Here is a 21,902-nt window from a genome sequence, read left to right as displayed (position 1 = left end):
CTCCGATAACGCCCATCCGATTCCGCTTTCGCGGCGCCTTCCGGGCGGTGGTGCTATTTCATCAGATCCGGCCCGATTGTCAAAACGGAGCCTTTCCGACGCCACCACGGCACAGCGGACACAGCACAGCCATGTCGACCGATTCGTTGGTGGTTTCCCCTCGGGCCGGCCGCCGACAGGCGTCCCGCACCCCGTGGGGCGAAGTGAACAGTATGCCCAGGAGGCAGGGACGTCAAACCGGCTCGCGCAGCCGGATCGCGTCCGCGTCGACCTGCCGCCGCGCCGGCCCACGGCACCAACCCGCCCACATCACCCGTTCTACCTTGGACTTCGTCCCGATTCACTCCGCCTTGGGCGTCTCGGCCGCACATTCCGAGCAGCCAATGTTTCTTTTCGGCAACGCCGGAGGAACGGCGGAACTTACGGCTTGGCCAGGTAGCCGCCGACGAAGAGCACCGCCTCGGCGAGCACCCAGGCAAGGGCCGCGACGGTCAGGAACGCGTCCAGCCGGTCGGGTCGGCGGCGGATACCGCGGGCGGTCCATGCGACGACGGCGACCGCCGCGGCCAGAAGAGCGACGGGGGACGACAGCCTCACCGCGTCGTCGAAGCCGGCACCGCATCCCGGATCGTGCCCGTCGTCCTCGCCGCAGAACGCGGCGTCGCCCCAGCCGCCGAGCGCGGAGAAGAACCAGAGGGCGGCCAGCAGGCAGTTCGCGATCGTCGGGATCGCCGGCGAGATGCGCCAGCTGTTCGACCGGTCCGGCGTGGCCTGCACGAACGGACGGTACCCCGCCCCGCGGACGCCGTGAAGGCCCATCCGCGGGGCGACGCGCAGGTCAGGTGATCTCCTTGGCCTCGTGGAGGTTCATGTCCATGACGATCGCGGTCATGACCGCCATGGTCCGCAGCGGTTCCCGGACGGGGTCGGCGATCTCGACCGCGTACTTGTCCGCGGTCGTCAGCAGGTGCGTGGCGAGCCCGGCCCACTTCTTGCGCACGTGCGCCACGTTGCCGCCGTCGGCGTCCTTCACCTGGAAGTTGTTGCGCGGCACATCGACGTCCACGGCTCCGATGAGCGTGCCGTCGTCGTCGTAGATGACGTAGCGGCGGCCGACCCGTTCGGTGACGAACGACCCGACCCGCTCCCCGTCCGGCCGGAGGATCTCGGTGTACTCGCGCCCGCTCTGCTTGTCCACGATCAGCAGCGGCTCGCCGTCCGGAGTGGTCAGCGTGACGGCCCGCGCGTCGAGGTTCGACTTGCCCGGGAGCAGGCCCCGCATCTCTGAACGGCCCTCGTCATTCGTCTGCCCCGCGATGGCCAGGACGGTTCCGTCACCGTCCATCACCTTGTACCGCGACTTCGCGAACGGGCCCCGGCGAGGCTGTTCGATCCTGAGCACCGGGGAGCTGAACACTTCGCTCACGCGTTCTCCTGCCTCATCAGCCGCATGTGCGCGGACCGCGTCACTTCCCGACCTCCGCGCCCTCGTCATGCGACGGCGTCCAACCGGCGATCCTGCCAACGCCGGACGCGCAGGGGAAGCTCTTTCCCGGTCCGGGCCCGCCCACCGGCCGTGCCGGGCCCGGACGGCGGGTCGCTGACCTGCGGGAACGGGAGTCAAGGCATCCTTCGAGAAATACTTCTGTTCCGGTCAAGCGCGCTCTGAGCAGGCCGTGGGGCCACCCTCCGGCCGATGTGGTGATCGCTTGCTCGGCTTGGGCTCGGGGCTCCGCCCATCAGGAGGACCAGGTCGCCGCCAGTGGACGGGTCATTCGATCGGCCAGTCCTTGGACTCGTACAGCATCAGGTCGATCGCGAGCGGGGCGGCGACCACCAGGACCCGGAGCGGGTCGGCGAGCGGCCGGAAGATCTCCAGCGAGTACCGGTCGGCGGTCGTCAGCGCCTCCGTGGCGGCGCCCTTCCATTTCTTGTCGAGCTGCGCGACGTGGTTCCCGTGGACGTCCAGCACTGGGAACTTGCGGCCGAATCGGCTGCCGTTCAGGTGGCCGATGGGACGTTCCGCCGCGTCCAGCAGCGCGTAGTCGTAGCGCTCGCGGTTCTGCACCGACCCGATGTGGACGCCCTCGGCGGTGTTCACCCGGGTCCTTCTCTTGTTCTCCTTGTCCACGATGAGCAGCGGGACGCCCCGGGCGTCCTCGACATGGACGATCCGGCGGCCGTCGCTGCCGCCGAGGGCCGTCCTGACCGCCTGCCGGAGCAGCGACACATCGCGCTCCTCCGCCGCGGCGAGCAGCCTCCCGCGGCCGTCGGAGACCTTGTACCGGGAACGGGCCGCCGGCGCGCCGCGCGGCTGGTCGATTCGCAGTACCGGGGAGTTGAACAGGTCGGTCATGCGCCCGAATGATGGCAGCACCACCACGGCTCGCGGAACCGGTGCCGCACCGCCTCCCGCCCTCGTCCGCCGTGATGGTCCTCCGGACGCCGGGCGCACAAAAGGGGCGGCCCGCGGGGCCGCCCCTCTCATGTCGCGTCGGTTACGCGTCGCCGATCAGAAGTCCATGCCGCCGGCGTCGGGCATGCCGCCCGCCGGGGCCGGGTTCTTCTCGGGCTTCTCGGCGATGACGGCCTCGGTGGTCAGGAACAGCGCGGCGATCGACGAGGCGTTCTGCAGCGCGGACCGGGTCACCTTGGCCGGGTCGAGGATGCCCGACTCGAACATGTTGACGTACTCGCCGGTGGCGGCGTTCAGGCCCTCACCCGGGGTGAGGTTGCGGACCCGCTCCACCACGACGCCGCCCTCGAGGCCGGCGTTCACGGCGATCTGCTTCAGCGGCTCCTCCAGAGCGCGCTTGACGATGTTGGCACCGGTGGCCTCGTCGCCCGCGAGCTCCAGCTTGTCGAACGCCTTGGTGCCGGCCTGCAGCAGCGCGACGCCACCGCCGGGGACGATGCCCTCCTCGACCGCGGCCTTGGCGTTGCGGACGGCGTCCTCGATGCGGTGCTTGCGCTCCTTGAGCTCGACCTCCGTCGCGGCGCCGGCCTTGATGACCGCGACACCGCCCGCGAGCTTGGCCAGGCGCTCCTGGAGCTTCTCGCGGTCGTAGTCGGAGTCGGTGTTGTCGATCTCGGTGCGGATCTGGTTGACCCGGCCCGCGATCTCGTTGGCGTCACCGGCGCCGTCCACGATGGTGGTCTCGTCCTTGGTGATGACGACCTTGCGGGCGCGGCCCAGCATGTCGGTCGTGGTGTTCTCGAGCTTGAGACCCACGTCCTCGCTGATGACCTGGCCGCCGGTCAGCGTGGCGATGTCGCCCAGCATGGCCTTGCGGCGGTCGCCGAAGCCCGGGGCCTTCACGGCCACGGACTTGAAGATCCCGCGGATCTTGTTGACGACCAGGGTGGCCAGGGCCTCGCCCTCGACGTCCTCCGCGATGATCAGCAGCGGCTTGCCGGACTGCATGACGCCCTCGAGGACGGGCAGCAGGTCCTTGTTGGCCGACGCCTTGCCCTGAACGATCAGGATGTACGGGTCCTCGAGGACCGCCTCCATCCGCTCGGGGTCGGTCACGAAGTAGTGCGAGATGTAGCCCTTGTCGAAGCGCATCCCCTCGGTGAGCTCGAGCTCCAGACCGAAGGTCTGGCTCTCCTCGACCGTGATGACGCCTTCCTTGCCGACCTTGTCCATCGCCTCGGCGATCATCTCGCCGATCTGCGGGTCGCCCGCGGAGATGGACGCCGTGGAGGCGATCTGCTCCTTGGTCTCCACGTCCTTGGCCAGCTTGGACAGCTCCTCGCTGACCCGCTCGACCGCGGCCTCGATGCCCCGCTTCAGCGACATCGGGTTCGCGCCCGCGGCCACGTTCCGCAGACCCTCGCGCACCAGCGCCTGGGCCAGCACGGTCGCGGTGGTGGTGCCGTCACCCGCGACGTCGTCGGTCTTCTTGGCGACCTCCTTGACGAGCTCCGCGCCGATCTTCTCCCACGCGTCCTCGAGCTCGATCTCCTTGGCGATCGACACACCGTCGTTGGTGATCGTGGGGGCGCCCCACTTCTTCTCCAGCACGACGTTGCGACCCTTCGGACCAAGGGTCACCTTTACGGCATCGGCCAGCTGGTTCATGCCGCGCTCGAGACCGCGACGGGCCTCCTCGTCGAACGCGATCATCTTTGCAGCCATAGGCTCCAGTCCTCCCGGAACAAGGTGGCTTAGACGGATCGAGCCGACGCCCGCGACGGACGGCCCCCGCCGACGACTTCCATTCCGCCGCCGGACTGAGGCCTCATCGCCCCGACCCAGACTGTGAAGCTGTCACTCTCCACAGCAGAGTGCCAACCGTTTGTTTAGCACTCTACCCTGCCGAGTGCAAGCGCCACACATCCTCGCCGGGGGAAGGTTCACCTACCCGTCCAGACCCGTTCTCACCTGCGACGGGAGCTTTTCCGGGAGTCTCACGGGTGTGTCGCCGCGCCCCTCTGAACGTGCTCGTCCAGCGGCAACGACGTCCTGTTCCGCGCGTTCGGCAGCGGAGGTGGGAGGGGTCCAGGCCGCTACCGGACGCGCCGGCGGCCGCGCCGCGACGGTCAGGAGCGGCGCCGCGAGGAACTCGACCCTCGCTTGATGCGAGCCGCCCTCCGCTCGGACAGGTGACGGAGGAGCAGGCGAAGCACGACCAACGCCGCCTCGCGTCGCTCCGGCGTCCTCGACCACACCGCCGGGACGATGACGACGGCGATGAGAGTGAAGAGGATCAGAGCGACAAGACACGCCCCGAGCCCGGGGAGCAGCGCGATGTTTCCGAAATTATTCTGGGCCTCGCCCATGAAGACCTCCGGGCAGCAGAAAAGCAGCTCCGAAGGTCTCTCCCGCCGTGCGAACGCCACGGCCGAACGGCCCGGTCCGCCATGGACGGACGTGATGACGGGCTCGCCACTTTGGGGATACTCCCCTTCCGGGAGGTAAGCCTAGCCCGTCGCCTCTGGCCGTGCCCCGGGTGGCACGGAACAGTCACGGAACGGACAGCCTCGTGGGCCGGTCCTGTAGGGACGCACGCTGCCCGTGCACGTAGGAGACGAGGTTGCGTACCTCCTCCGCTGGCGGGGCGTAGCCATCCCGCCTGCTCCGCTGCCGCCGCCACCGCGCGGGCATCGGCGAAGCCCCCGAAGTTCGGAACGTTGATCGATGAGCGCATCCTGGCTTGCTGCCGTCCGTCAGCGAACGAGGCGGCTCATTAACGAGTTCACGCACGAACTGGTTCTCGACGGACGGATGCTCACCTTGTCACTCAATGACAGTTGCTCGGCACCTGGCTTTTGGGCGCTTTCGGAGAACGCGTTTGCGGCGACGTCTGCCCGGTCAATCTGGTCGCATTGAGAAGGGCCGGCAGATGAGTTTCTAGCGGCGCTTCAGAGCAACTCGTGATCCGGATTAGAGGGCGATGGGACGATAGGCGAGGATCTCGTCGGCGCTTTGTTCGGGGTCGTCGAGGTCCGTCGGGATATGCCGGGCGCGCTGCCTCCAGGGCGAACTCGTCGAGAGTGCGCTAGTCGCGGTAATCCGTGAAGTCACGGGCGGCGTAGCTGTGCCCGGCCCGGTCGGGCCGGAGATGCTAGAGAGCGGTGCGGGTTTGGTCGGAGAAATCGTCCACTACCTGCGCTGCTGCTTCGACCAGGGCCTTGCCCGTCGGGTCGCCGGTCACTGTCCAGACTTCGCGGTCCTCCTCCTCGACGTCCGTAACGCCGGGGACGGCGCTCAGTGCGTCGGCGATGCGGTGGCGCAGTTCGGATTCGAGGGGGTCAGTGCGGATGAATTCCATGACCCAGACGCTGACGTGCCACCACGGGCCCTCGCGGAGTTTGGAAGCCGATACGGCGCGCAGGTCCGGCTCGTCGGTCTTGCGCAGCCACTCTTCGGCTATCGCGGAGTCGAGTGGCTGAACCTGCTGGATGTCGTCGCTCACGCGGTGGAGGCTATCGGTGCGCGTCCCTTATTCGGGGAGCAGTGCGCGGACGGTCGCCAGGCGTTCGCGGTGGTCCGCCAGCCAGTCGTCGGCGACTTCGATCGTGAGTTCCACGGTCACCAGGAAAGAGTGCGAGTCGACTACGGCCACGTGAACGCGGTCGTAGTCATCGATTTCCAGGTGGATCTCGGTCGCGCGCTGGCCCTCACGCCAGGCGGCGTCGCCTCCCTGTGCCAGGGTGTCGAGGACCTTTTCCCAGGCGGTGAGGTCTTCGGCGTCCAGCCAGGTTTTGATGCCGCCGCTGACGAAATAGCTGCCGACCTCGATCTCTCCGGTGAGGCCGTGGCTCTCCTGGCCCGTCACCCGCAGCACGACGCTGTTCCCGAGGTCGTCGGCGAGGTTGATCAGTTCCGCTGGCACCGCGCCATCGTAGACCCGCGCCCGGCCCCGTGCGGACGGGACCGGGCGGCGGGCGGGGCGTCAGCCTCCGGCGACGGCGGGGATGATCGAGATCTGCGCGCCGTCGGGGGTGGCGGTGTCGAGGCCGTCGGCGAAGCGGACGTCCTCGTCGCCGACGTAGACGTTGACGAAGCGGCGGATCTTGCCGGCGTCGTCCAGGATGCGGGCGGAGATGCCGGCGTAGCTCGCCTCCAGGTCGGCGACGACGGCGCGCAGGGTCGCGCCCTCCGCCTTCACCTCGGACTCGCCGCCGGTGTAGGTCCGCAGGATCGTCGGGATGCGCACGGAAACGCTCATGGGTGCTCCTTTTCTCAGGCGAGGCCGGCGGCGCGGAACGCCTCCAGGGACGGGGCGATGTTCGCGGACGGTGCGACGACCGGGGCGACGGCGTCCAGGGTCTTCAGCCCGTCCCCGGAGTTGATGATCACGGTCTCGGCGGCGGGGTCGAGGGTGCCCGCGTCGATCAGCTTGCGGAGGGTGGCGACGGTGACGCCGCCGGCGGTCTCGCCGAAGATGCCCTCGGTGCGGGCGAGGAGGCGGATGCCCTCGACGACCTCGGCGTCGGTGACATCCTCGACGGCGCCGTTGGTGCGGCGGGCGACGTCCAGGACGTAGGGGCCGTCGGCCGGGTTGCCGATGGCGAGGGACTTGGCGATCGTGTCCGGCTTCACCGGGCGGACGACGTCGTGCCCGGCCTTGAACGCGGCGGCGACCGGGTCGCAGCCGGCGGCCTGGGCGCCGAACACGCGGTACGGGCGGTCCTCGACCAGGCCGAGCTTGATCAGCTCCTGGAACGCCTTGTCGATCTTGGTGAGCTGGGAGCCGGACGCGACCGGGACGACGATCTGGTCCGGGAGCCGCCAGCCGAGCTGCTCGGCGATCTCGTAGCCGAGCGTCTTGGAGCCCTCGGCGTAGTAGGGCCGGACGTTGACGTTGACGAACGCCCAGTCGTCCTGCTCCCCGGCGATCTCCGAGGCGAGCCGGTTGACGTCGTCGTAGTTGCCGTCGACCGTCACGAACGTCCCGCCGTACACGGCCGTCGTGATGATCTTCTGGGCTTCGAGGTTGGACGGGACGAACACGGCGCTGCGGATCCCGGCGCGGGCCGCGGCGGCGGCGACCGCGTTGGCGAGGTTGCCGGTGGACGGGCAGGCCAGCACCTTGAAGCCGAGTTCGCGGGCGGCGGCGAGCGCGACGGCGACGACGCGGTCCTTGAACGAGTGGGTCGGGTTGCCGCTGTCGTCCTTCACCCACAGGCTCTGCAGGCCGAGGCTCTCGGCGAGGTTGTCGGCGCGGACGAGCCGGGTCAGGCCGGGCTCGGTGTTGGGGGTGTCGGCGACGTTCGCCGGGACGGGCAGCAGCCCGCGGTACCGCCAGATGTTGCGGGGCCCGGACGCGATGGACTCCCGGGTGACGCCCTGGAAGTCGTAGGCGATCTCCAGGGGGCCGAAACACTCTTCACAGGCGTAGAAAGGGCCGAGATCGCGGGTGGTGCCGCATTCGCGGCAGACGAGCGCGGTCGCGGGTCCGAGGTCTGTGGCAGGCGTGAGTGCCATGAAGCGAGGCCTTTCTCCCCATCTTCCCTGCGCCACCTTGGTCGCAGGCCGGAGTTGGCACCATCTCCCGGCCGGCCTCGCAGGATCGCGACGCGCCACAGCCGGGTGGTTGCCGGGGCTTCGCAGGGCCGGTCCCTCCACCCCTCTGGATGAGCGGTATTCAGTTGTCGTCACGAGTGCTTTGAACTCGTATGCGTGACTTTACATGAACTGACCGGATGCCAGACAGCCGGGTCCACCGGTTGAGACGGTACCCGGATGAGGTCTTGATCACGCCGCCGACCCCTCGCGCGCGGGGCGCTGGGTCGGGTCGAGGAACACGTGCCGGATGATCGGGATCCGCTCGCGGAGCCGCCGGTCGATCTCGCCGGCGACGTCCTCGGCCTGGTCGGCGCTGATCGCGTCGGAGAAGTTGACCTTGGCGGCGACGAGCAGCTGCTCGGGCCCGAAGTGCATGGTGAGCAGCTCGTCCACGCCGGTCACGCCGGGCGCGCGGAGGATCTCCGCGCGGATCACGCGCTGGTCGGCGGGGTCGGCGGCCCGCCCGATGAGCAGGACGGAGCTCTCCCGGCCGATCAGCAGCGCGAGCCCGGCGAGCAGCACGCCGATGAGGACGGACGCGAGCCCGTCCCAGAAGTCCGACCCGGTCAGCTGCCGCAGCACCAGCCCGCCGGCGGCGAGCGCGAGGCCGACCATCGCGGCGCTGTCCTCGAACAGCGCGGTCTTGAACGTCAGGTCGGGCGACCGGCGGACGTGCTCGACGAGGTCGCGGCCGTTCTCGCGGGTCTCCTTGCGGGCCTGGTAGAAGGCGCGTATCCAGGACGTGCCCTCCAGCACGGCGGCGAGGGCGAGGACGGCGTAGGCGAGCCAGACCGCGGTGCCGGTGCCGCCGTGACCGGTCATGGTCAGCACGCCCTCGAAGATCGAGAACCCGGCGCCGGCGATGAAGATGCCGAACGCGGCGAGCAGCGACCAGACGTACCGCTCGTTGCCGTAGCCGAAGGGGTGCCGCCGGTCGGGGGGGCGTTCGCTGCGCCGCAGCGAGGCGAGGAGGAAGGACTGGTTGAGGGTGTCCGCCACGGAGTGGGCGCTCTCGGCGAGCATCGCGCTGGATCCGGCCAGCAGGCCGGCGACCAGCTTGACGATCGCGAGGACGAGGTTGGCCGCTCCGGCGACGAGCACGGTCTTCGTCGTCTCGGACCTGCTCATCCGAATCGGTTACCCCGCGCGCCGCCCGCTAATCGCGCCGGATCCGGCCGCCGCGGGGGCTTGCGGCGCCCGTGGTGCAAACCACGCGGGTCACTGTGGAGCGCCTGCGTCCCAACTGAGACCCTGCCGGTATGAGCCAAGTGCTGGTGGCGTCCAACCGAGGCCCTGTGTCGTTCTCGCTGTCGGAGGACGGGGAGCTGGCCATGCGGCGCGGTGGGGGCGGGCTGGTGTCGGGCTTGGCCGCCGTCACGGGCGCCCCGCGCGACCCTGGGCCGCCACGTCCCGCGCAGCAGGCGGAGGCGCCTTCTTCAGCCGCGGACGTGCTGTGGGTGTGCGCGAGCCTCGGTGAGGGCGATCGGACTGCTGCTCGCCGTTCACCGGACGGCCGCATAGACCTGGCGGGTTACGACACCGGTGGCGCGGCCGTACGGATGCTCGACATCCCGGAGGCGACCTTCGACCGTGCGTACAACGGCGTGGCCAACTCGACGCTGTGGTTCGTCCACCACCTGCTGTACGACACCCCGCGCAGCCCTCATTTCGACGCGCGCGCACGGCGTGACTGGCAGTCCTATGAGGCGTACAACGCGGCCTTCGCGGACGCCTTGGCACGGGACGCCTCCCATGGCGCGAAGGCGGCGATCCAGGACTACCACCTGTCGCTCGCTCCGCGGATGCTGCGGGACCGTCGGCCCGACTTGAGGATCGTCCACTTCTCCCACACGCCTTGGGCGCCGCCTGAGTACTTCAGGCTGCTGCCGGACGACATCGGGGCGCAGGTCCTGATGGGCATACTCGGCGCCGACCACGCCGGGTTCCTCACTGAGCGGTGGGCTTCGGCGTTCCTCGACTGCTGCGAACTGCTTCCGGGTGCGCGCGTCGACCGGTCGGCCCGGACCGTCACCTGCGCAGGGCACACCACACACGTGGGCGTCCATGGCCTCGGCGTGGACGAGGCGGCACTGCGCAAGCGCGCGTCCCAGCAGGACGTAGTGGAGCGGGCCCGCGCGCTGAAGGAGCAAGTGGGCGACCGCCAGCTCATCGTGCGGATCGACCGGACCGAACTGTCGAAGAACATCGTGCGCGGCCTCGCCGCCTACCGGGAGATGCTCGTCAACCATCCCGAGTGGCGCGGGCGCGTGGTGCATCTGGCGTTCGCCTATCCGTCGCGCTACGACCTGCCCGAGTACCGCGAGTACACCGCGGCCGTCCAGCGAATGGCCGCGCAGATCACCGAGGAGTTCGGCACGGCCGACTGGGATCCGCTGATCCTCCAGGTGAACGACGACTATCCGCGGTCGCTCGCCGCCTACGGCCTGGCGGACGTCCTGCTGGTCAACCCCATCCGGGACGGCATGAACCTGGTGGCGAAGGAAGGGCCCGTCCTGTCGGAGCAGGGCTGCGCGCTCGTTCTCTCACGGGAGGCGGGGGCGGCGTCCGAATTGTCGGAGGACGCCCTGATGGTCAACCCGTACGACGTGTCGCAGACGGCGGAGACCCTGCACCAGGCGCTGCTGATGCCGCGCGGGCTGCGGTCCGAGCGCTGCGCCCGCCTCGCCGCCGCCGCGGCGGCCCTCCCGCCGCAGCGCTGGTTCGCCGACCAGCTCGCCGCCCTGGACTGACCCGCGGCGCGCTGCGGGCGCGTCAGCCGGCGCTGGTGGACGTCTCGGTTGGCAGCTTGCACTCGACCGGGTTCGGCTCGTGGCGCTGCTTCCAGCGCTCGCGCAGCGCGTCCTTGCTCTGCGCCATCCGGCGGTGGGCGCTGACCCGGGTGAAATGGGCGAGCTGCGACGCGGGCGGCTTCGGCAGGCCGCTCGGCTCGTAGCCGTACTCGGCGAGCCGCTCCCCGAACGCGGCCTCCGCCAGGCTGATCTCCCAGGGGTCGAGCCGCTCCGCCCACGACCCGATGCGGCCCGTGTTGACGGCGTCGTGCGTCCGGCCGTGCCACCGCTTGCGGGACGGGACGGTCCGCCGCGCGAGCCCCTCCGGATGCGTCATCACCGGGTCGAAGTCCTCGCCGAGGAACCCGCAGAGCCGCGCCAGCTCGTCGGCGGGGTCCGCGACGAGCCGCTCGTACTGCAGCTCGTAGTAGGTGTCGGGGCCGAGGCGGTGCGCGAGCCGGCGGCCCTGGTCGATCGTCTCCCGCCAGAGCGAGATGGCGTGGTGGACGTCGCCGTCGTACCAGGGCATCTCCAGCAGCGAGGCGACGCAGTCCCGGCCGTCCCGGACGAGGTGGACGAACTGCGCGTCCGGGAACATCCGCAGCAGCGTGCTCGCGTACCGGGCGTAGCTCGGCCGCTTGTCGCCCCAGCGCGGCTTGCCGTGCAGCCGCGCGTAGGCGCGGAAGACGGTGCCGAGCGCGGAGCCGAGCGTGGGCGGCCCGGCGACGATCTCCTCGATGACCGCGTCGGCGTCCAGGCCGAGGGCGTGCACCTTGGTCGACCGGTCGCCCATGATCCACTCCGCGAGGGCGCGCCTGTTCTTGCTCTCCGCGAGGTCACCGAAGTCGCACCGCCCCGTATAGGCGGGGAGCACGAACTTCGTCTCCCCCGGGATCGCGATGCGCGGGTGCGAGTGGAGCATCAGCCGCAGCAGCGTCGTCCCCGAGCGGGCGCAGCCGAGGACGAAGATCGGGCGGTCGTGACGGGAGGCCGGTCCTGATGGCATGCACCGATGCTGGTGGACGCGCGCATGCCGCGGCCTGCGTTCTTGACGCACCGTGACCGGTCGATGACCGACCCTTGACGGCCGGCCCGGCGCCGCCGGGCCGCACCGCCGACCGTCAGGTGTAGGACTCGCCCAGCGTCTGCCTGACCTGCTTGCGCGCCTCGTGGATGCGGGACTTGACCGTGCCGAGCGGCAGCTTGAGCTGCTCGGCGATCTCCGCGTACTCCAGCTGGGACACGTCCCGCAGGACGAGGGCCTGGATGAGGTCGGGCTTGCGGGCCTCCAGGTCCTCCATGGCGTCGAGGATGTCGACCCGGGAACCGGCGATGACGCTGGTGCGGCGCGGGTCGGGGCGCTGCTGGGGCAGCTCGCCCGCCTGCTCGACCGAGCGCCGCTTCAGCGACCGGTAGGTGGAGCGGGCGGAGTTGGCGACGACCACGTGCAGCCAGGTGCTGAACCGCGACCGGCCCTCGAACCGGTGGATGTTGCGCGCGACCTGGAGCAGTGCGTCCTGGCATGCCTCCTCGGCGTCCTGCCGGCACGGCAGGAACCGCGAACTGTGCCGCAGCACGTCCGGCTCGATCTTGCGGAGGAGCTCGTTGAGCGCGCCCTGGTCGCCCTGGGCGGCCCTCACCGCCAGCTCCTCGGTCCTCTCGTCGAATGCCATGCCGCCTCATTGCTCGTTCGCGGGGTCACCCCGTTTGCTGGGATGATACGGGAGTGTCTTTCCCACCAGCTGTAGGCCGTTACCGAATCGATCGCGTCCTGGGTTCGGGGGCGTTCGCCTCGGTGTGGCTGGGGCACGACGACGCCCTGGAGTCACAGGTCGCCATCAAGGTCCTGAACAGCAATCTGATCGACGATCTGGACGTGCGCAACCGGTTCCTGGAGGAGGCCCGGATCCTGCGCCGCGCCGACTCCGAGCGGCTCGTCCGCGTCCACGACATCGGGGAGCTGCCGGACGGCCGCCCCTACTTCGTGATGTCGTACGCCGACCGGGGGACGCTCGGCGACCGGATGCGCGAACGGCCACTTCCGGTCAGCGAGGTGGTCGCGCTGGCCGAGCAGATCGCCTACGGCGTCGAGGTGATCAACACGCTCGGGGTGATCCACCGGGACCTCAAGCCGTCCAACGTGCTGTTCCAGTCGACGCCGGACGGCGGCGAGAAGCTGCTCATCGCCGACCTCGGCCTGGCCAAGGCCCTCGCGCACGCGTCGGGGGCGTTCACGCTGCCTGTCGGCACCCCCGGCTACATGTCGCCGGAGCAGGCGCGGTTCGGCGGCGGGCTGGACGTCCGCGCCGACGTGTACGGGCTCGGCGCGCTGACCTACCACATGATCACCGGACGGGCCCCCGGCCCGGCCCCGGTCAAGTCGCCGCCGAGCGAGCTGCGCGAAGGGCTGCCGCCCGCGTTCGACCAGGTCATCATGCGGGCGCTGGAGGTGGAGCGGGAGAAGCGGTGGCCGACCGCGGAGGCGTTCGCGGAGGCCCTGTCCACGCTGCGTCCGACGACGGCGCCTCCTGCGCAACCCGTGCAAGCCGGGCCGCCGGCGCAGCCCGCGCCCGTACCCGCGCCGCACGGCCCGCGGATCGACGCGGACGCGACCGTGCAGGACTTCTACCGGGACGGTTCCAAGGCACGTCCCCCGGCGCCCGCCGCCGGGCCGGCGGGCCCGGCCGACATGCAGACCCGGCTCGACCAGCCCATGGAGGACGACGTCCACACGTCCGAGATGCGCCTCCCGCCGCGCCCTCAGGCCGGTGCGGAGGCGACGATCGTGGACGAGCCGGGCGGACGCGCCGTCCCGTTCGGGCAGCCCGAGGGGCCCACGTCCCCGGACAACGACAATGACCGCACGGTCGCCTACCAGCAGCCGCCGCCGGCGCAAGGCGGCGACAACAAGACGGCGGTCTTCCCGACGCAGCCGCCTCCGCAGGGCGGCGGCGCCCCCGGCCAGCCGATGGGCCCGCCCCCGCCCGGCCCCTACGGCGGCCCGCTGCCGCCCACGGGCTTCCAGGCGCCCCCGGTCCAGGGACAGGGGCAGGGACAGGGCCAGGGGCCCGGCGGCAAGCAGGGCGGCGGGCTGATGAGCCGGCTCGGGGGCGGCGGCGCCGGCGGGCCCGGCGGCGGCGCGCCCAAGAAGTTCGTCACGCCGCTGATCATCACCGTGGTCGTGCTGGCGGTCGCGCTCGTCGGCGGTCTGACGCTCGGCCTGCTGTTCTCCGGCGGGGACGGCGGGGGCGACAAGGACAAGAAGAAGACGCCGGCCGTCCCGAAGGACTTCGTCGCCGTCTCCGACGCCGCGGGCAAGATCAAGACCGCGGTGCCGAAGGCGTGGCCGAAGGGCCAGGAGCAGACGTGGTCGCCGTCCACCGTCCAGCTGAACGACCCGCAGGCCCGGCCGGTGCTGCGCGCGACCCCGGACAAGGCGGCGTTCCTCGGCAACGGCAAGGGCCCCGGCGTCTTCATCGGCGTCACCACGGACCTGCGCCCCGGCCAGCTGCCGCCGCCGAGCGCGGCCGCCCACCCGCAGTGCACGAAGGCCGCGCCGGAGAACTACACGACGCCGGACGGCGCCCTCAGCGGGACGATCACCCGCTTCACCGCCTGCAAGGTCGGCACGCCGTCGGTCACGGAGATCGGCCTCAAGGACAAGGCCGGCAAGTTCGGCCTGTGGATCAGGGTCAAGGAGACCGACGACCGCGAGGCCACCAAGGACATCCTGGACCACCTGAAGGTCACCGGCCCCTGACCCGGCGCGCCGCCGAGCGCCCACCTCTCGAAACGCGCCCCGCGAGGACCACCTCGCGGGGCGCGTTTCGCATGCGCCGGCACCCGAGGCTTGCGTGCGACATGTTTCCGATATATCGTTAATGCATCGCAACCGATCACTAGTAAAGGAGACCGCGATGCACGAGCACACGATGCGAAGGCGCGACGGCTTCTGGGGACCCCAGGAGCGCGGGCGCCGCGGCGGGCCGTTCGGCCCGTGGGGCGGTCCGGGCTTCGGTCCCGGCGGACCCGGGTTCGGCCCCGGCGGTCCGGGCCCCGGCCATCACGGCCGCGGTGGGCGCGGCCGGCGGACCCGGCGCGGCAACGTCCGGGCGGCACTGCTCGCCCTGCTCGCCGAGCGCCCCATGCACGGCTACGAGATGATCCAGGAGCTGGACGGCCGCACCGGCGGCGTCTGGCGGCCGAGCCCCGGCTCGGTCTACCCGACCCTCCAGATGCTGGAGGACGAGGGCCTGGTCAGCAGCGAGGAGCAGGGCGGCAAGCGGCTGTTCTCCCTCACCGACACCGGCCGTGAGGAGGTGTCGGCGCAGACCACCGCCCCCTGGGACGAGGTCACCGAGGCCGCCGGCGAGAACGTCCTGCGTGGACGCGAGGCCGTCGGCCAGCTGATGGGTGCCCTCCACCAGGTGATGGCGGTCGGCAGCGAGGCGCAGAAGGCGCGCGCGCTGGACGTCGTCAACGACGCCCGCCGCCGCCTCTACGGGATCCTCGCCGACGACCCCGAAGCCGAGTGAACCCGGCGGCGGGTCACCCCGCACGACAGGAACCGCCGCGGCCCACAACGGGCCGCGGCGGTTCCGTGTTCAGTCTCCGCGCGGGAAGGGCGCCCGCTTGGCGAGCTGGTCCGCCATGTAGAGCTGCTTCCACACGTACAGGCCCATGTCGGAGCGCTTGATGCCGCGCTCGACGGGGACGTCCACCGTGGCGCGCACCAGGAACGCCGAGCCCGGCGGCATGTACTTGTCGCCGCCGTCCCCCGACACCAGCGCGGCGCCCGCGAGATGCCGGACGACCTGGCTCTTGGTCGGCGGCGTGCACATGTCCTCGGGGACGCCCGCCTGCGGCATGCACCGGCCGCGCGCGTCCGCCGTGACGAGGTTCCGCCTGACGAACACGTCGCCGGGGAAGTCGAGCAGGACCTGCTTCTGCGTCGGGTTGCTGAGGATGTACTCGATGTAGGCGAACGACGTCCCCGACGGCGGTGAGGACTGCGACGCCGTCTCCACGCCGCCGCTGACCCCGTCCGTCACGGCCGCGATCCTGTACTGGGACCCGTCGGCGGTGCCGACCGTGATCGGCTTCCCGGCGTCGGGCAGCTCGCCGGTGCCGGCCGGGGGCTGCTCCCCGGCGGCCGGGGCCGCGCCCGTCCCGCCATCGTCGCCCGATCCGGGGGTGAGGATGAGGCCGGCCGTGACCAACCCGGCCAGCACGAGCACGCCCGCCGCGACGAGCCCGCTGCGGCGCCCCGCCCGGCGGCGCGCCCGCCGCTCGCGCTCCCGCTCCCGCGATCCGAGCCGGACCTGCACGCCGCTCGTCTCGCGCACCCCCATCGGCCCGGTCGTGGACGACCGCTCCGCACGCCGCGAGTAAGGCTCCTGCGCCTCGGGCACCCCGGCCCACTCCGCGTCCCCAGTCCCCTGAACACCTGGCGCACCACCACCAGGCTGCGCACCTCCAACGGGCTGCGCGGTGGGGTTGAGGTCTGCAGGGCGACCGGGCTCCACGATGGGGCCTGGTTGCGCCGGGCCCGCGGGCTGGGCGGGGCTGGTGGGGTAGGCGGACGACGTGGGCATGTTGAGGGTTTGCGGGAGTCCGCCCGGCTGAGGCAGGACGGGCTCCGGCGGCGCGGCGGGCGGGGGCGTCCCCCAGACGCGCGGGGGCGCCTCGGCGGCGGGCGGCGTCTGGACGATGGGACGGTTCGGCGCGCCCGGTGGGATCGGGGCGCCCGGCGGCCGCACGGGCGTGCCCTCCCGTGGCGTGGCCCTGGGGAGGCCGTGGGCGGGCGTGTGCCCGGCTCCGTCCGGACCGCGCGGGACTCCCGGTTCCATGTCCACCGTCAAGCCTCCCCTGTCCTCGCGTGGTCCCCCGTGAACCACGCTTACCGCAGTTCACCCTATTTTGGCCCAATTGGACTTGCGGTCCACGGGCGGCCCCGGAGTCGCGCGAGATGCGACAAAGCCGGTCAGCGCACTTGTCACCTCTCCGACAAGCGCCCGGCCGGGGAAGGGGTCAGGACAGGCCGTCCACCAGACCGCCGAGGAGATCGACCACGCCGGACGGGCCGTCGACCACCACGTCCGCCCGCTCGGCCAGCGCGGTGACCTCGGCGGAACCGCTGCACACCAGCACGCCGGGCACTCCCTCACCGCGCAGCTCGTCAACGGCGTCGAACGCGGCGAGGTCGCCAAGGTCGTCGCCGGCGAACAGCACCGCGGACGGGCGGGCGCTGAGGCCGTCGACGAACGAGCGGAGCGCCTTGCCCTTGTCCATGCCGGGCGGGCGCAGTTCGAGGACGAGCCGTCCCGGCTCCACGGTCAGCCCCGTCCGCTCGGCGAGCGCGGCGAGGATGCTCCTCAGCCGTTCGAGCGCGACCTCCGGCTCGGCGCAGCGCCGCGTGTGCACGGCGAGGGCCTGGCCCTTGTCCTCGACGAAGGTCTCGGGCGGTGCGCCCGCCGCGGCGAGGACACCGGGCAGCTTCGCGCGCGCCTCGGCGACTCCCGGCGGCGGCTCCGGCTCGGTCAGCACGCCGGACTCCCAGCGTTCGAGCCCGTACTGGCCGAGGACGACGAGCCCGTCGATGCCCGCGAGGCCGCCGTACTCGACGGCCACCGACGCGGGCCGGCCGGTGATGATCAGCAGGGCGCCGACCAGCGGGGCCAGCCGGGCGAGCGCGGGGGCGGCGCCGGGATGAGCCCGGGCCGCGGCCGGGTCGGCCACGATCGGCGCCAGCGTGCCGTCGAAGTCGAAGCCGAGCACGGACCCGGCCGGGTTCGCGCGGATCGCGTCGAGACCGGCGGCGCCGGCGTCCGTCACGGAGCGGGGAGGAGAGTTCACGCCACCCAGTGTGGTCGGCTCAGGGCCGGATGCCGAGTCGGCGCGCGGCGCGGCTGCGCTGCCGCTGCGACCGCATCCGGCGCAGGCGCTTGACGAGCATGGGGTCGCACTCCAGCGCCTCGGGCCGGTCGATCAGGATGTTCAGGAGCTGGTAGTACCGCGTCGCCGACATGTCGAACAGCTCGCGGATGGCCTGCTCCTTGGCGCCGGCGTACTTCCACCACTGCCGCTCGAAGGCGAGGATCCGCCGTTCGCGGTCGGAGAGGCGGTCGGTGGGGAAGGCGGCGGCGTCCGGCCCGCCCTCCTCGTCGTCGTCGAGCGCGCCGTCGAGGGCGGCGTCGTCGGTCAGTGGTCGCGGGGGTCGGCCATCGTCCATGCTTCCGTCCTGTGGGGGGACGTCACCGCGGGGGTCTCCGGGGGCGTTCGCCGCTCGCATCAGGTCCCCTCTGTGGTTACTGATCCCGGGTCGTCCGGGTTCGGGCGGGTGCCATGCTACGCGTCCGAGCCGACAAGTTCCGGTGGTTCAGCGTGAACGGGGCCGGTGGTTCAGTGCATCACATCCCGCTTCACCTGCGGCTCTTTCGCACCGTGTGTCTCAGGGGGAACACCTGTCTCGCGGACCCCAATCATATGCAGACTACATACGTTAGAGTGGGGAGTTCCGCAACGTCCGGCGTCCGACTCGCGAACGGAGACCTGCATGGCGACGGAGACCCCCGCCACGGGACGGCCCGCCGAGCCGGACGCGCCGGTGCCGCCCGAGTCGTCGCCTGAGTCGTCGGGGGCGCCGCCGGACACGATGCCGGACGAGCAGCCTCCGGACCCCGTGCTCGCCGATGTCGCGATGGCGCTGTTCCACCTGCGGCGCGTGTGGGCCAAGCCCGACCTCATGCGGCGCATCCGCGCCCAGACCTCCGCCTGCGCGGACGGACGGCCGCTGCAGCTGTCCAACCTCATGGTGGTGAACGCCGTCGCCGCCCTCACCGCCGCCGCCCGCCCGGAGTGCGCGGGCGGCCGGCCCGGCGAGGTGACGGTCGGCGCCGTCGCGGAGCGGCTGGAGATCGACCCGTCCACCGCGAGCCGGCTGGTCGGGCACGCCATCGACGCCGGGCTGGTGACGCGGCGCCCGTCCCCCGTCGACGCGCGCCGCGCCAACCTCGGGCTGACCGAGGCCGGGCTGCGCGTCAAGCGGGTCGCCGACCGGTCCCGCCGCGCCTACCTCGACGCGCTGATGGCGGGCTGGACGGCGGGCGAGCGCGCCGAGTTCGCCCGGCTGCTCACCCGCTTCGCCGACGCCGCCGCCCGCGCCCCGGAGTACTCCGACGGCATCGGCCGGATCTTCGAAGAGGCCGCCGCCGACTGAGGCGCCCCGCAAGGCCGCCGCCGACCGAACCGCGGCCCCTGCCGCGGTCGGCCGGCGGCGCCGCCGCGCCGGGCGGCGGTCAATCGGAGTTGTGCAGCGCGGACGTGCGCCTGAGGTACTCGTCCTCGTCGATCTCCCCGCGGGCGAACCGCTCGGCCAGCACCGAGCGCGCCTTCGCGAGCGGGTCGGGCGCCGCGGTCGAGGCGCTCCCGCCGCCGGTGCGGCGGCGGATCAGGTAGAACACGGCCCCCAGCACGGCGAGCCAGAACAGCCCGAACGTGATCGGGAAGACCGGCCAGAAGGCGGGCGCGTCCCCGTCCTGCCAGCCGCCCGGGTGCATCGCCGCGACCTGCGCCGCCTGTGCCGCCAGTGTCGTCATCATGGTTCATCGACCCTTCCTGTGTGCGGATACGTCGATGCTCGGCGAGAGGTCCGGGGTGCCGCATCGGCCCGCCGGAGACACCCGGGCTACGCCCGCCGGAGTACCGCGATCACCACCAGGGGGGCCGGTAGTCCTCGTCCTCGGCGGGACGGGCGTGCCGCGAGCCCCGGCCGTGCGGGCCGTCGTCCTCCGCGGCCGCGGGCGGGCCGAACGGGCCGCCGTCCGCCGGCTCCTCGTCCACGGGAGGTACGGGCGGCGGGAGGACGTCGTCGGGCGGCTCCGGGGATACCGCGGCGGGCGGAGCGGGCGCCTCCTGCTCCGGCTCCGGCGCCGTGAGCGGGCCGAGGGCGCCGCGCCGGAACTCCTCCCAGTCGGCGTCGTCGAGGGCCTGGGCGTCCGGGACGGAGCCGTTCAGGTCGATGCCGTTCGGGTCGGTGCCGTTCAGGTCGGCCCTGTCCAATCCGGCAGCGTCCAACTCGGCGGCGTCCAGTTCGGCGCCGTCCAGCTCGATGCCGTTCAGGTCGGCGGCGTTCTGGTCGGCACCGTGGCGGCCCCCGGCGTGCCGTCCGTTGCCCCCGGCGCTGCCGTTCAGCAGGTCGTGCCCGTTGGTGCCGGACGCGAACTCGCCGGGCACGAACGGGCGCATCTCGTGCCGCATGATCGGCGGCTGCTTCGGCTCGATGGGCGGCGGAAGCGGCATGCCGCCGTGATCGGCACGCGGGGCGGGGCCGGGGCCGGGGCCGGGCGCCGCGTGACCGTCCCGGTAGTCGTCCTCGCGCTCGTCCCAGGAGATGCCGAGCCGCGGCGGGATCTCCGGTGCCAGGGGCGGGCCGCGGTACGCCTCCGTGTTCTGCCAGAGCGGCACGTTGACCGGGGCGAACCCGGGGTCGGCGGCGTCCGGCCCGGCCGAGACCGGCGCGGCGGCCGGGACGGGGGCGGGCTCGCGCGGCGCGGCGGGCGCGGACGGCAGGCCGTAGTCGGGGACGGCGTCGGTCTCCTCGGCGTCCTCCTCCGGGCGGCGCCGCTGCCGCCAGCCGAGCACGAGCCCGACGGCGACGAGCAGGCCCCCGCCGCCGAGGACGAGCGGGAGCAGGACGCCGGCGTCCCGCGCCGGGGACTCCGCGACCGGGGCCGGGCTGGGCGCGGCGGGCGGCGGCGTCTCCACCGGCCCGCTGGAGGTCTTGTTGATGTTGTGCGCGGCGACCAGCGCGCGCACCGCGTCGACCGTCCCGCGGCAGGTGGGCGAGCCGGTCGGGTGGCCGGCGCGGGCCGGGGAGCCCTGGATCAGCGCCTGCCGGACCTCGGCCGGGGACAGCTTCGGGTAGCGGGACCGGATGAGCGCCGCGATTCCGGCGACCATCGCCGACGACGCACTCGTGCCCGTCCCGACGACGTAGCCGTTGCTGGAGTCGGCGCTGACGATGTCGACGCCCGGCGCGCACACGGCGGCGTGGGAGCGGCGGTTGCTGTCCTTCCACAGGCGCAGCCGCCGGTCGAGCGCGCCGACGGCGATCACGCCCGGGTAGGCGGCGGGGAAGTTCTTGCGGTTGGCGCCCGAGCCGTCGTTGCCGGCGGAGGCGATCAGCACGACGCCCTTGGAGAGCGCGTACTTGATCGCGCTCTCCTGGGACTTGGTGCCGTTGTAGAACTGGCGCCCGCCGCCGAGCGACATGTTGATGATGCCGGCGCCGTGGTCGACGGCGTAGCGGATGCCCTGGGCGACGGCGTCGTGCTCGCCGGTGCCGGACTGGGGCCCGTTGTCGCGGCGCAGCGGGTCGTCGTTCTCCAGCGTGACGCGCACGGACAGGATCTGGCTGAGCGGCGCGACGCCCATCATGCCCTGCTCCAGCCCGGGGCCGTGCCCGTGGCCGGCGATGATGCTGGCCATCGACGTCCCGTGCAGGCCCCAGTAGCGGCTGCCGGGGTTCCGGACGCCGCCGGTGAGGTCGGGGCCGCTGATGACGCGGCCGCTGAGGTCGGGGTGGCCGCCGTCGACGCCGGTGTCGAGGACGGCGACGGTGACGCCGCGTCCCTTGGAGTACTTCCACGCCTTCTGGGTGCGCAGGACCTTCAGATGCCACTCGCGCGAGCGGATCGTGTCGGTCGGCGCGCCGACGAGGGCCCCGGCCGCCGCCCCCGCGGCCGCGCCGCGGGCGGCGCGCTGCCCGGCCTCCCGCTCGTCACCGGAGACCATCGCCACCGGCACGGCCACGGCCGCGCCGAGGGTGAGGACGGTGAGGGCCGCGGTCGCCCGGGCACCGAGCCGGTGCGGGGACAGGGCCGGTCGGGTACGCCCCGGACGGCGTCGACCGGCTTCGGACACGCCGCCGCACCTCCCTCCGGCACACCGCCGCGCTCCACGGCGGCTGACATTCTGCCACGCGAACCGGGCCCCGCCCGGGCACTCGGCACATTGAACCCCCGGCCCGGACGGTGCGGCCGCGCACTGCGGCCCCCCGTCCCGCCAGGCGTCCCATACTGATCGGTAACGGGAGG

General features: G+C 72.2%; 20 protein-coding genes and 1 riboswitch. Of the genes, 4 read left to right on the top strand and 16 right to left on the bottom strand.

Annotation, left to right across the window (positions count from 1 at the left end):
- Positions 1-420: 420 nt before the first annotated feature.
- From ACGFI1_RS44295 to ACGFI1_RS44255, 9 genes are all read right to left on the bottom strand, one after another.
- The gene (locus ACGFI1_RS44295) at positions 421-777 is read right to left on the bottom strand and encodes a hypothetical protein (protein WP_392793632.1); all 357 of its coding nucleotides are present in this window, start codon (positions 775-777) and stop codon (positions 421-423) included.
- Between the two features lie 61 nt (positions 778-838).
- On the bottom strand, positions 839-1,426 hold the full coding sequence (locus ACGFI1_RS44290) for a phospholipid scramblase-related protein (RefSeq protein WP_301177557.1): 588 nt from the start codon (positions 1,424-1,426) through the stop codon (positions 839-841).
- 345 nt (positions 1,427-1,771) lie between these two features.
- Positions 1,772-2,356, bottom strand: coding sequence for a phospholipid scramblase-related protein (locus ACGFI1_RS44285; RefSeq protein ID WP_392793631.1), 585 nt, complete (start codon positions 2,354-2,356; stop codon positions 1,772-1,774).
- 156 nt (positions 2,357-2,512) lie between these two features.
- On the bottom strand, positions 2,513-4,141 hold the full coding sequence (gene groL, locus ACGFI1_RS44280) for a chaperonin GroEL (protein WP_089330919.1): 1,629 nt from the start codon (positions 4,139-4,141) through the stop codon (positions 2,513-2,515).
- Between the two features lie 1,429 nt (positions 4,142-5,570).
- The gene (locus ACGFI1_RS44275) at positions 5,571-5,921 is read right to left on the bottom strand and encodes a hypothetical protein (protein ID WP_392793630.1); all 351 of its coding nucleotides are present in this window, start codon (positions 5,919-5,921) and stop codon (positions 5,571-5,573) included.
- A gap of 27 nt (positions 5,922-5,948) precedes the next feature.
- On the bottom strand, positions 5,949-6,341 hold the full coding sequence (locus ACGFI1_RS44270; protein ID WP_138638698.1) for a DUF5959 family protein: 393 nt from the start codon (positions 6,339-6,341) through the stop codon (positions 5,949-5,951).
- 60 nt (positions 6,342-6,401) lie between these two features.
- The gene (locus tag ACGFI1_RS44265; protein ID WP_089330924.1) at positions 6,402-6,677 is read right to left on the bottom strand and encodes a MoaD/ThiS family protein; all 276 of its coding nucleotides are present in this window, start codon (positions 6,675-6,677) and stop codon (positions 6,402-6,404) included.
- Positions 6,678-6,691: 14 nt separating this feature from the next.
- A complete protein-coding gene (gene thrC / locus ACGFI1_RS44260) occupies positions 6,692-7,936 on the bottom strand; it encodes a threonine synthase (RefSeq protein ID WP_387078395.1) in 1,245 nt (414 codons plus the stop codon).
- Positions 7,937-7,951: 15 nt separating this feature from the next.
- A riboswitch (SAM riboswitch) is annotated at positions 7,952-8,092 on the bottom strand.
- 114 nt (positions 8,093-8,206) lie between these two features.
- Positions 8,207-9,145, bottom strand: a complete 939-nt coding sequence (locus tag ACGFI1_RS44255; protein ID WP_386877061.1) for a cation diffusion facilitator family transporter — start codon at positions 9,143-9,145, stop codon at positions 8,207-8,209.
- 131 nt (positions 9,146-9,276) lie between these two features.
- Here ACGFI1_RS44255 and ACGFI1_RS44250 point away from each other — a divergent pair, with 131 nt between their 5' ends.
- The gene (locus ACGFI1_RS44250; RefSeq protein ID WP_387078398.1) at positions 9,277-10,767 is read left to right on the top strand and encodes an alpha,alpha-trehalose-phosphate synthase (UDP-forming); all 1,491 of its coding nucleotides are present in this window, start codon (positions 9,277-9,279) and stop codon (positions 10,765-10,767) included.
- Positions 10,768-10,789: 22 nt separating this feature from the next.
- Here ACGFI1_RS44250 and ACGFI1_RS44245 read toward each other — a convergent pair whose 3' ends face one another.
- Positions 10,790-11,812, bottom strand: coding sequence for a sulfotransferase family protein (locus ACGFI1_RS44245; RefSeq protein ID WP_392793629.1), 1,023 nt, complete (start codon positions 11,810-11,812; stop codon positions 10,790-10,792).
- Between the two features lie 115 nt (positions 11,813-11,927).
- On the bottom strand, positions 11,928-12,479 hold the full coding sequence (locus ACGFI1_RS44240) for an RNA polymerase sigma factor (RefSeq protein ID WP_089330928.1): 552 nt from the start codon (positions 12,477-12,479) through the stop codon (positions 11,928-11,930).
- Between ACGFI1_RS44240 and ACGFI1_RS44235 the strand changes: the two genes are divergently transcribed.
- Both ACGFI1_RS44235 and ACGFI1_RS44230 read left to right on the top strand, forming a co-directional pair.
- Positions 12,473-14,566: a serine/threonine-protein kinase gene (locus ACGFI1_RS44235; protein ID WP_392793628.1), complete on the top strand. Its 2,094-nt coding sequence runs from the start codon at positions 12,473-12,475 to the stop codon at positions 14,564-14,566. The two genes, ACGFI1_RS44240 and ACGFI1_RS44235, sit on opposite strands and share 7 nt — an antisense overlap.
- A 157-nt stretch (positions 14,567-14,723) precedes the next feature.
- Complete coding sequence (locus tag ACGFI1_RS44230; RefSeq protein ID WP_392793626.1) at positions 14,724-15,341, top strand: PadR family transcriptional regulator; 618 nt, start codon at positions 14,724-14,726, stop codon at positions 15,339-15,341.
- Between the two features lie 69 nt (positions 15,342-15,410).
- Here the strand turns inward: ACGFI1_RS44230 and ACGFI1_RS44225 are convergent, their stop codons facing one another.
- From ACGFI1_RS44225 to ACGFI1_RS44215, 3 genes are all read right to left on the bottom strand, one after another.
- On the bottom strand, positions 15,411-16,217 hold the full coding sequence (locus tag ACGFI1_RS44225; protein WP_392793625.1) for a hypothetical protein: 807 nt from the start codon (positions 16,215-16,217) through the stop codon (positions 15,411-15,413).
- 619 nt (positions 16,218-16,836) lie between these two features.
- Positions 16,837-17,661: a trehalose-phosphatase gene (gene otsB / locus ACGFI1_RS44220; RefSeq protein WP_392793624.1), complete on the bottom strand. Its 825-nt coding sequence runs from the start codon at positions 17,659-17,661 to the stop codon at positions 16,837-16,839.
- A 19-nt stretch (positions 17,662-17,680) separates the two neighbouring features.
- On the bottom strand, positions 17,681-18,037 hold the full coding sequence (locus ACGFI1_RS44215; RefSeq protein ID WP_387078406.1) for a DUF3263 domain-containing protein: 357 nt from the start codon (positions 18,035-18,037) through the stop codon (positions 17,681-17,683).
- A 324-nt stretch (positions 18,038-18,361) separates the two neighbouring features.
- On the opposite strand from ACGFI1_RS44215, the gene ACGFI1_RS44210 reads away from it, so the two are divergent.
- Complete coding sequence (locus tag ACGFI1_RS44210; RefSeq protein ID WP_364547568.1) at positions 18,362-19,024, top strand: MarR family winged helix-turn-helix transcriptional regulator; 663 nt, start codon at positions 18,362-18,364, stop codon at positions 19,022-19,024.
- A gap of 79 nt (positions 19,025-19,103) precedes the next feature.
- On the opposite strand, the gene ACGFI1_RS44205 is transcribed toward ACGFI1_RS44210, so the two are convergent.
- The gene (locus ACGFI1_RS44205; protein WP_364547565.1) at positions 19,104-19,406 is read right to left on the bottom strand and encodes an SHOCT domain-containing protein; all 303 of its coding nucleotides are present in this window, start codon (positions 19,404-19,406) and stop codon (positions 19,104-19,106) included.
- Between the two features lie 109 nt (positions 19,407-19,515).
- Positions 19,516-21,729: a S8 family serine peptidase gene (locus tag ACGFI1_RS44200; RefSeq protein ID WP_392793623.1), complete on the bottom strand. Its 2,214-nt coding sequence runs from the start codon at positions 21,727-21,729 to the stop codon at positions 19,516-19,518.
- Positions 21,730-21,902 lie beyond the last annotated feature (173 nt).

The organism is Actinomadura geliboluensis (assembly GCF_043197915.1).
Classification (GTDB): Bacteria; Actinomycetota; Actinomycetes; order Streptosporangiales; family Streptosporangiaceae; genus Spirillospora; species Spirillospora geliboluensis.
The sequence above is the reverse complement of the archived record's forward strand: the minus strand, read 5'-3'. Positions and strand labels throughout refer to the sequence as shown.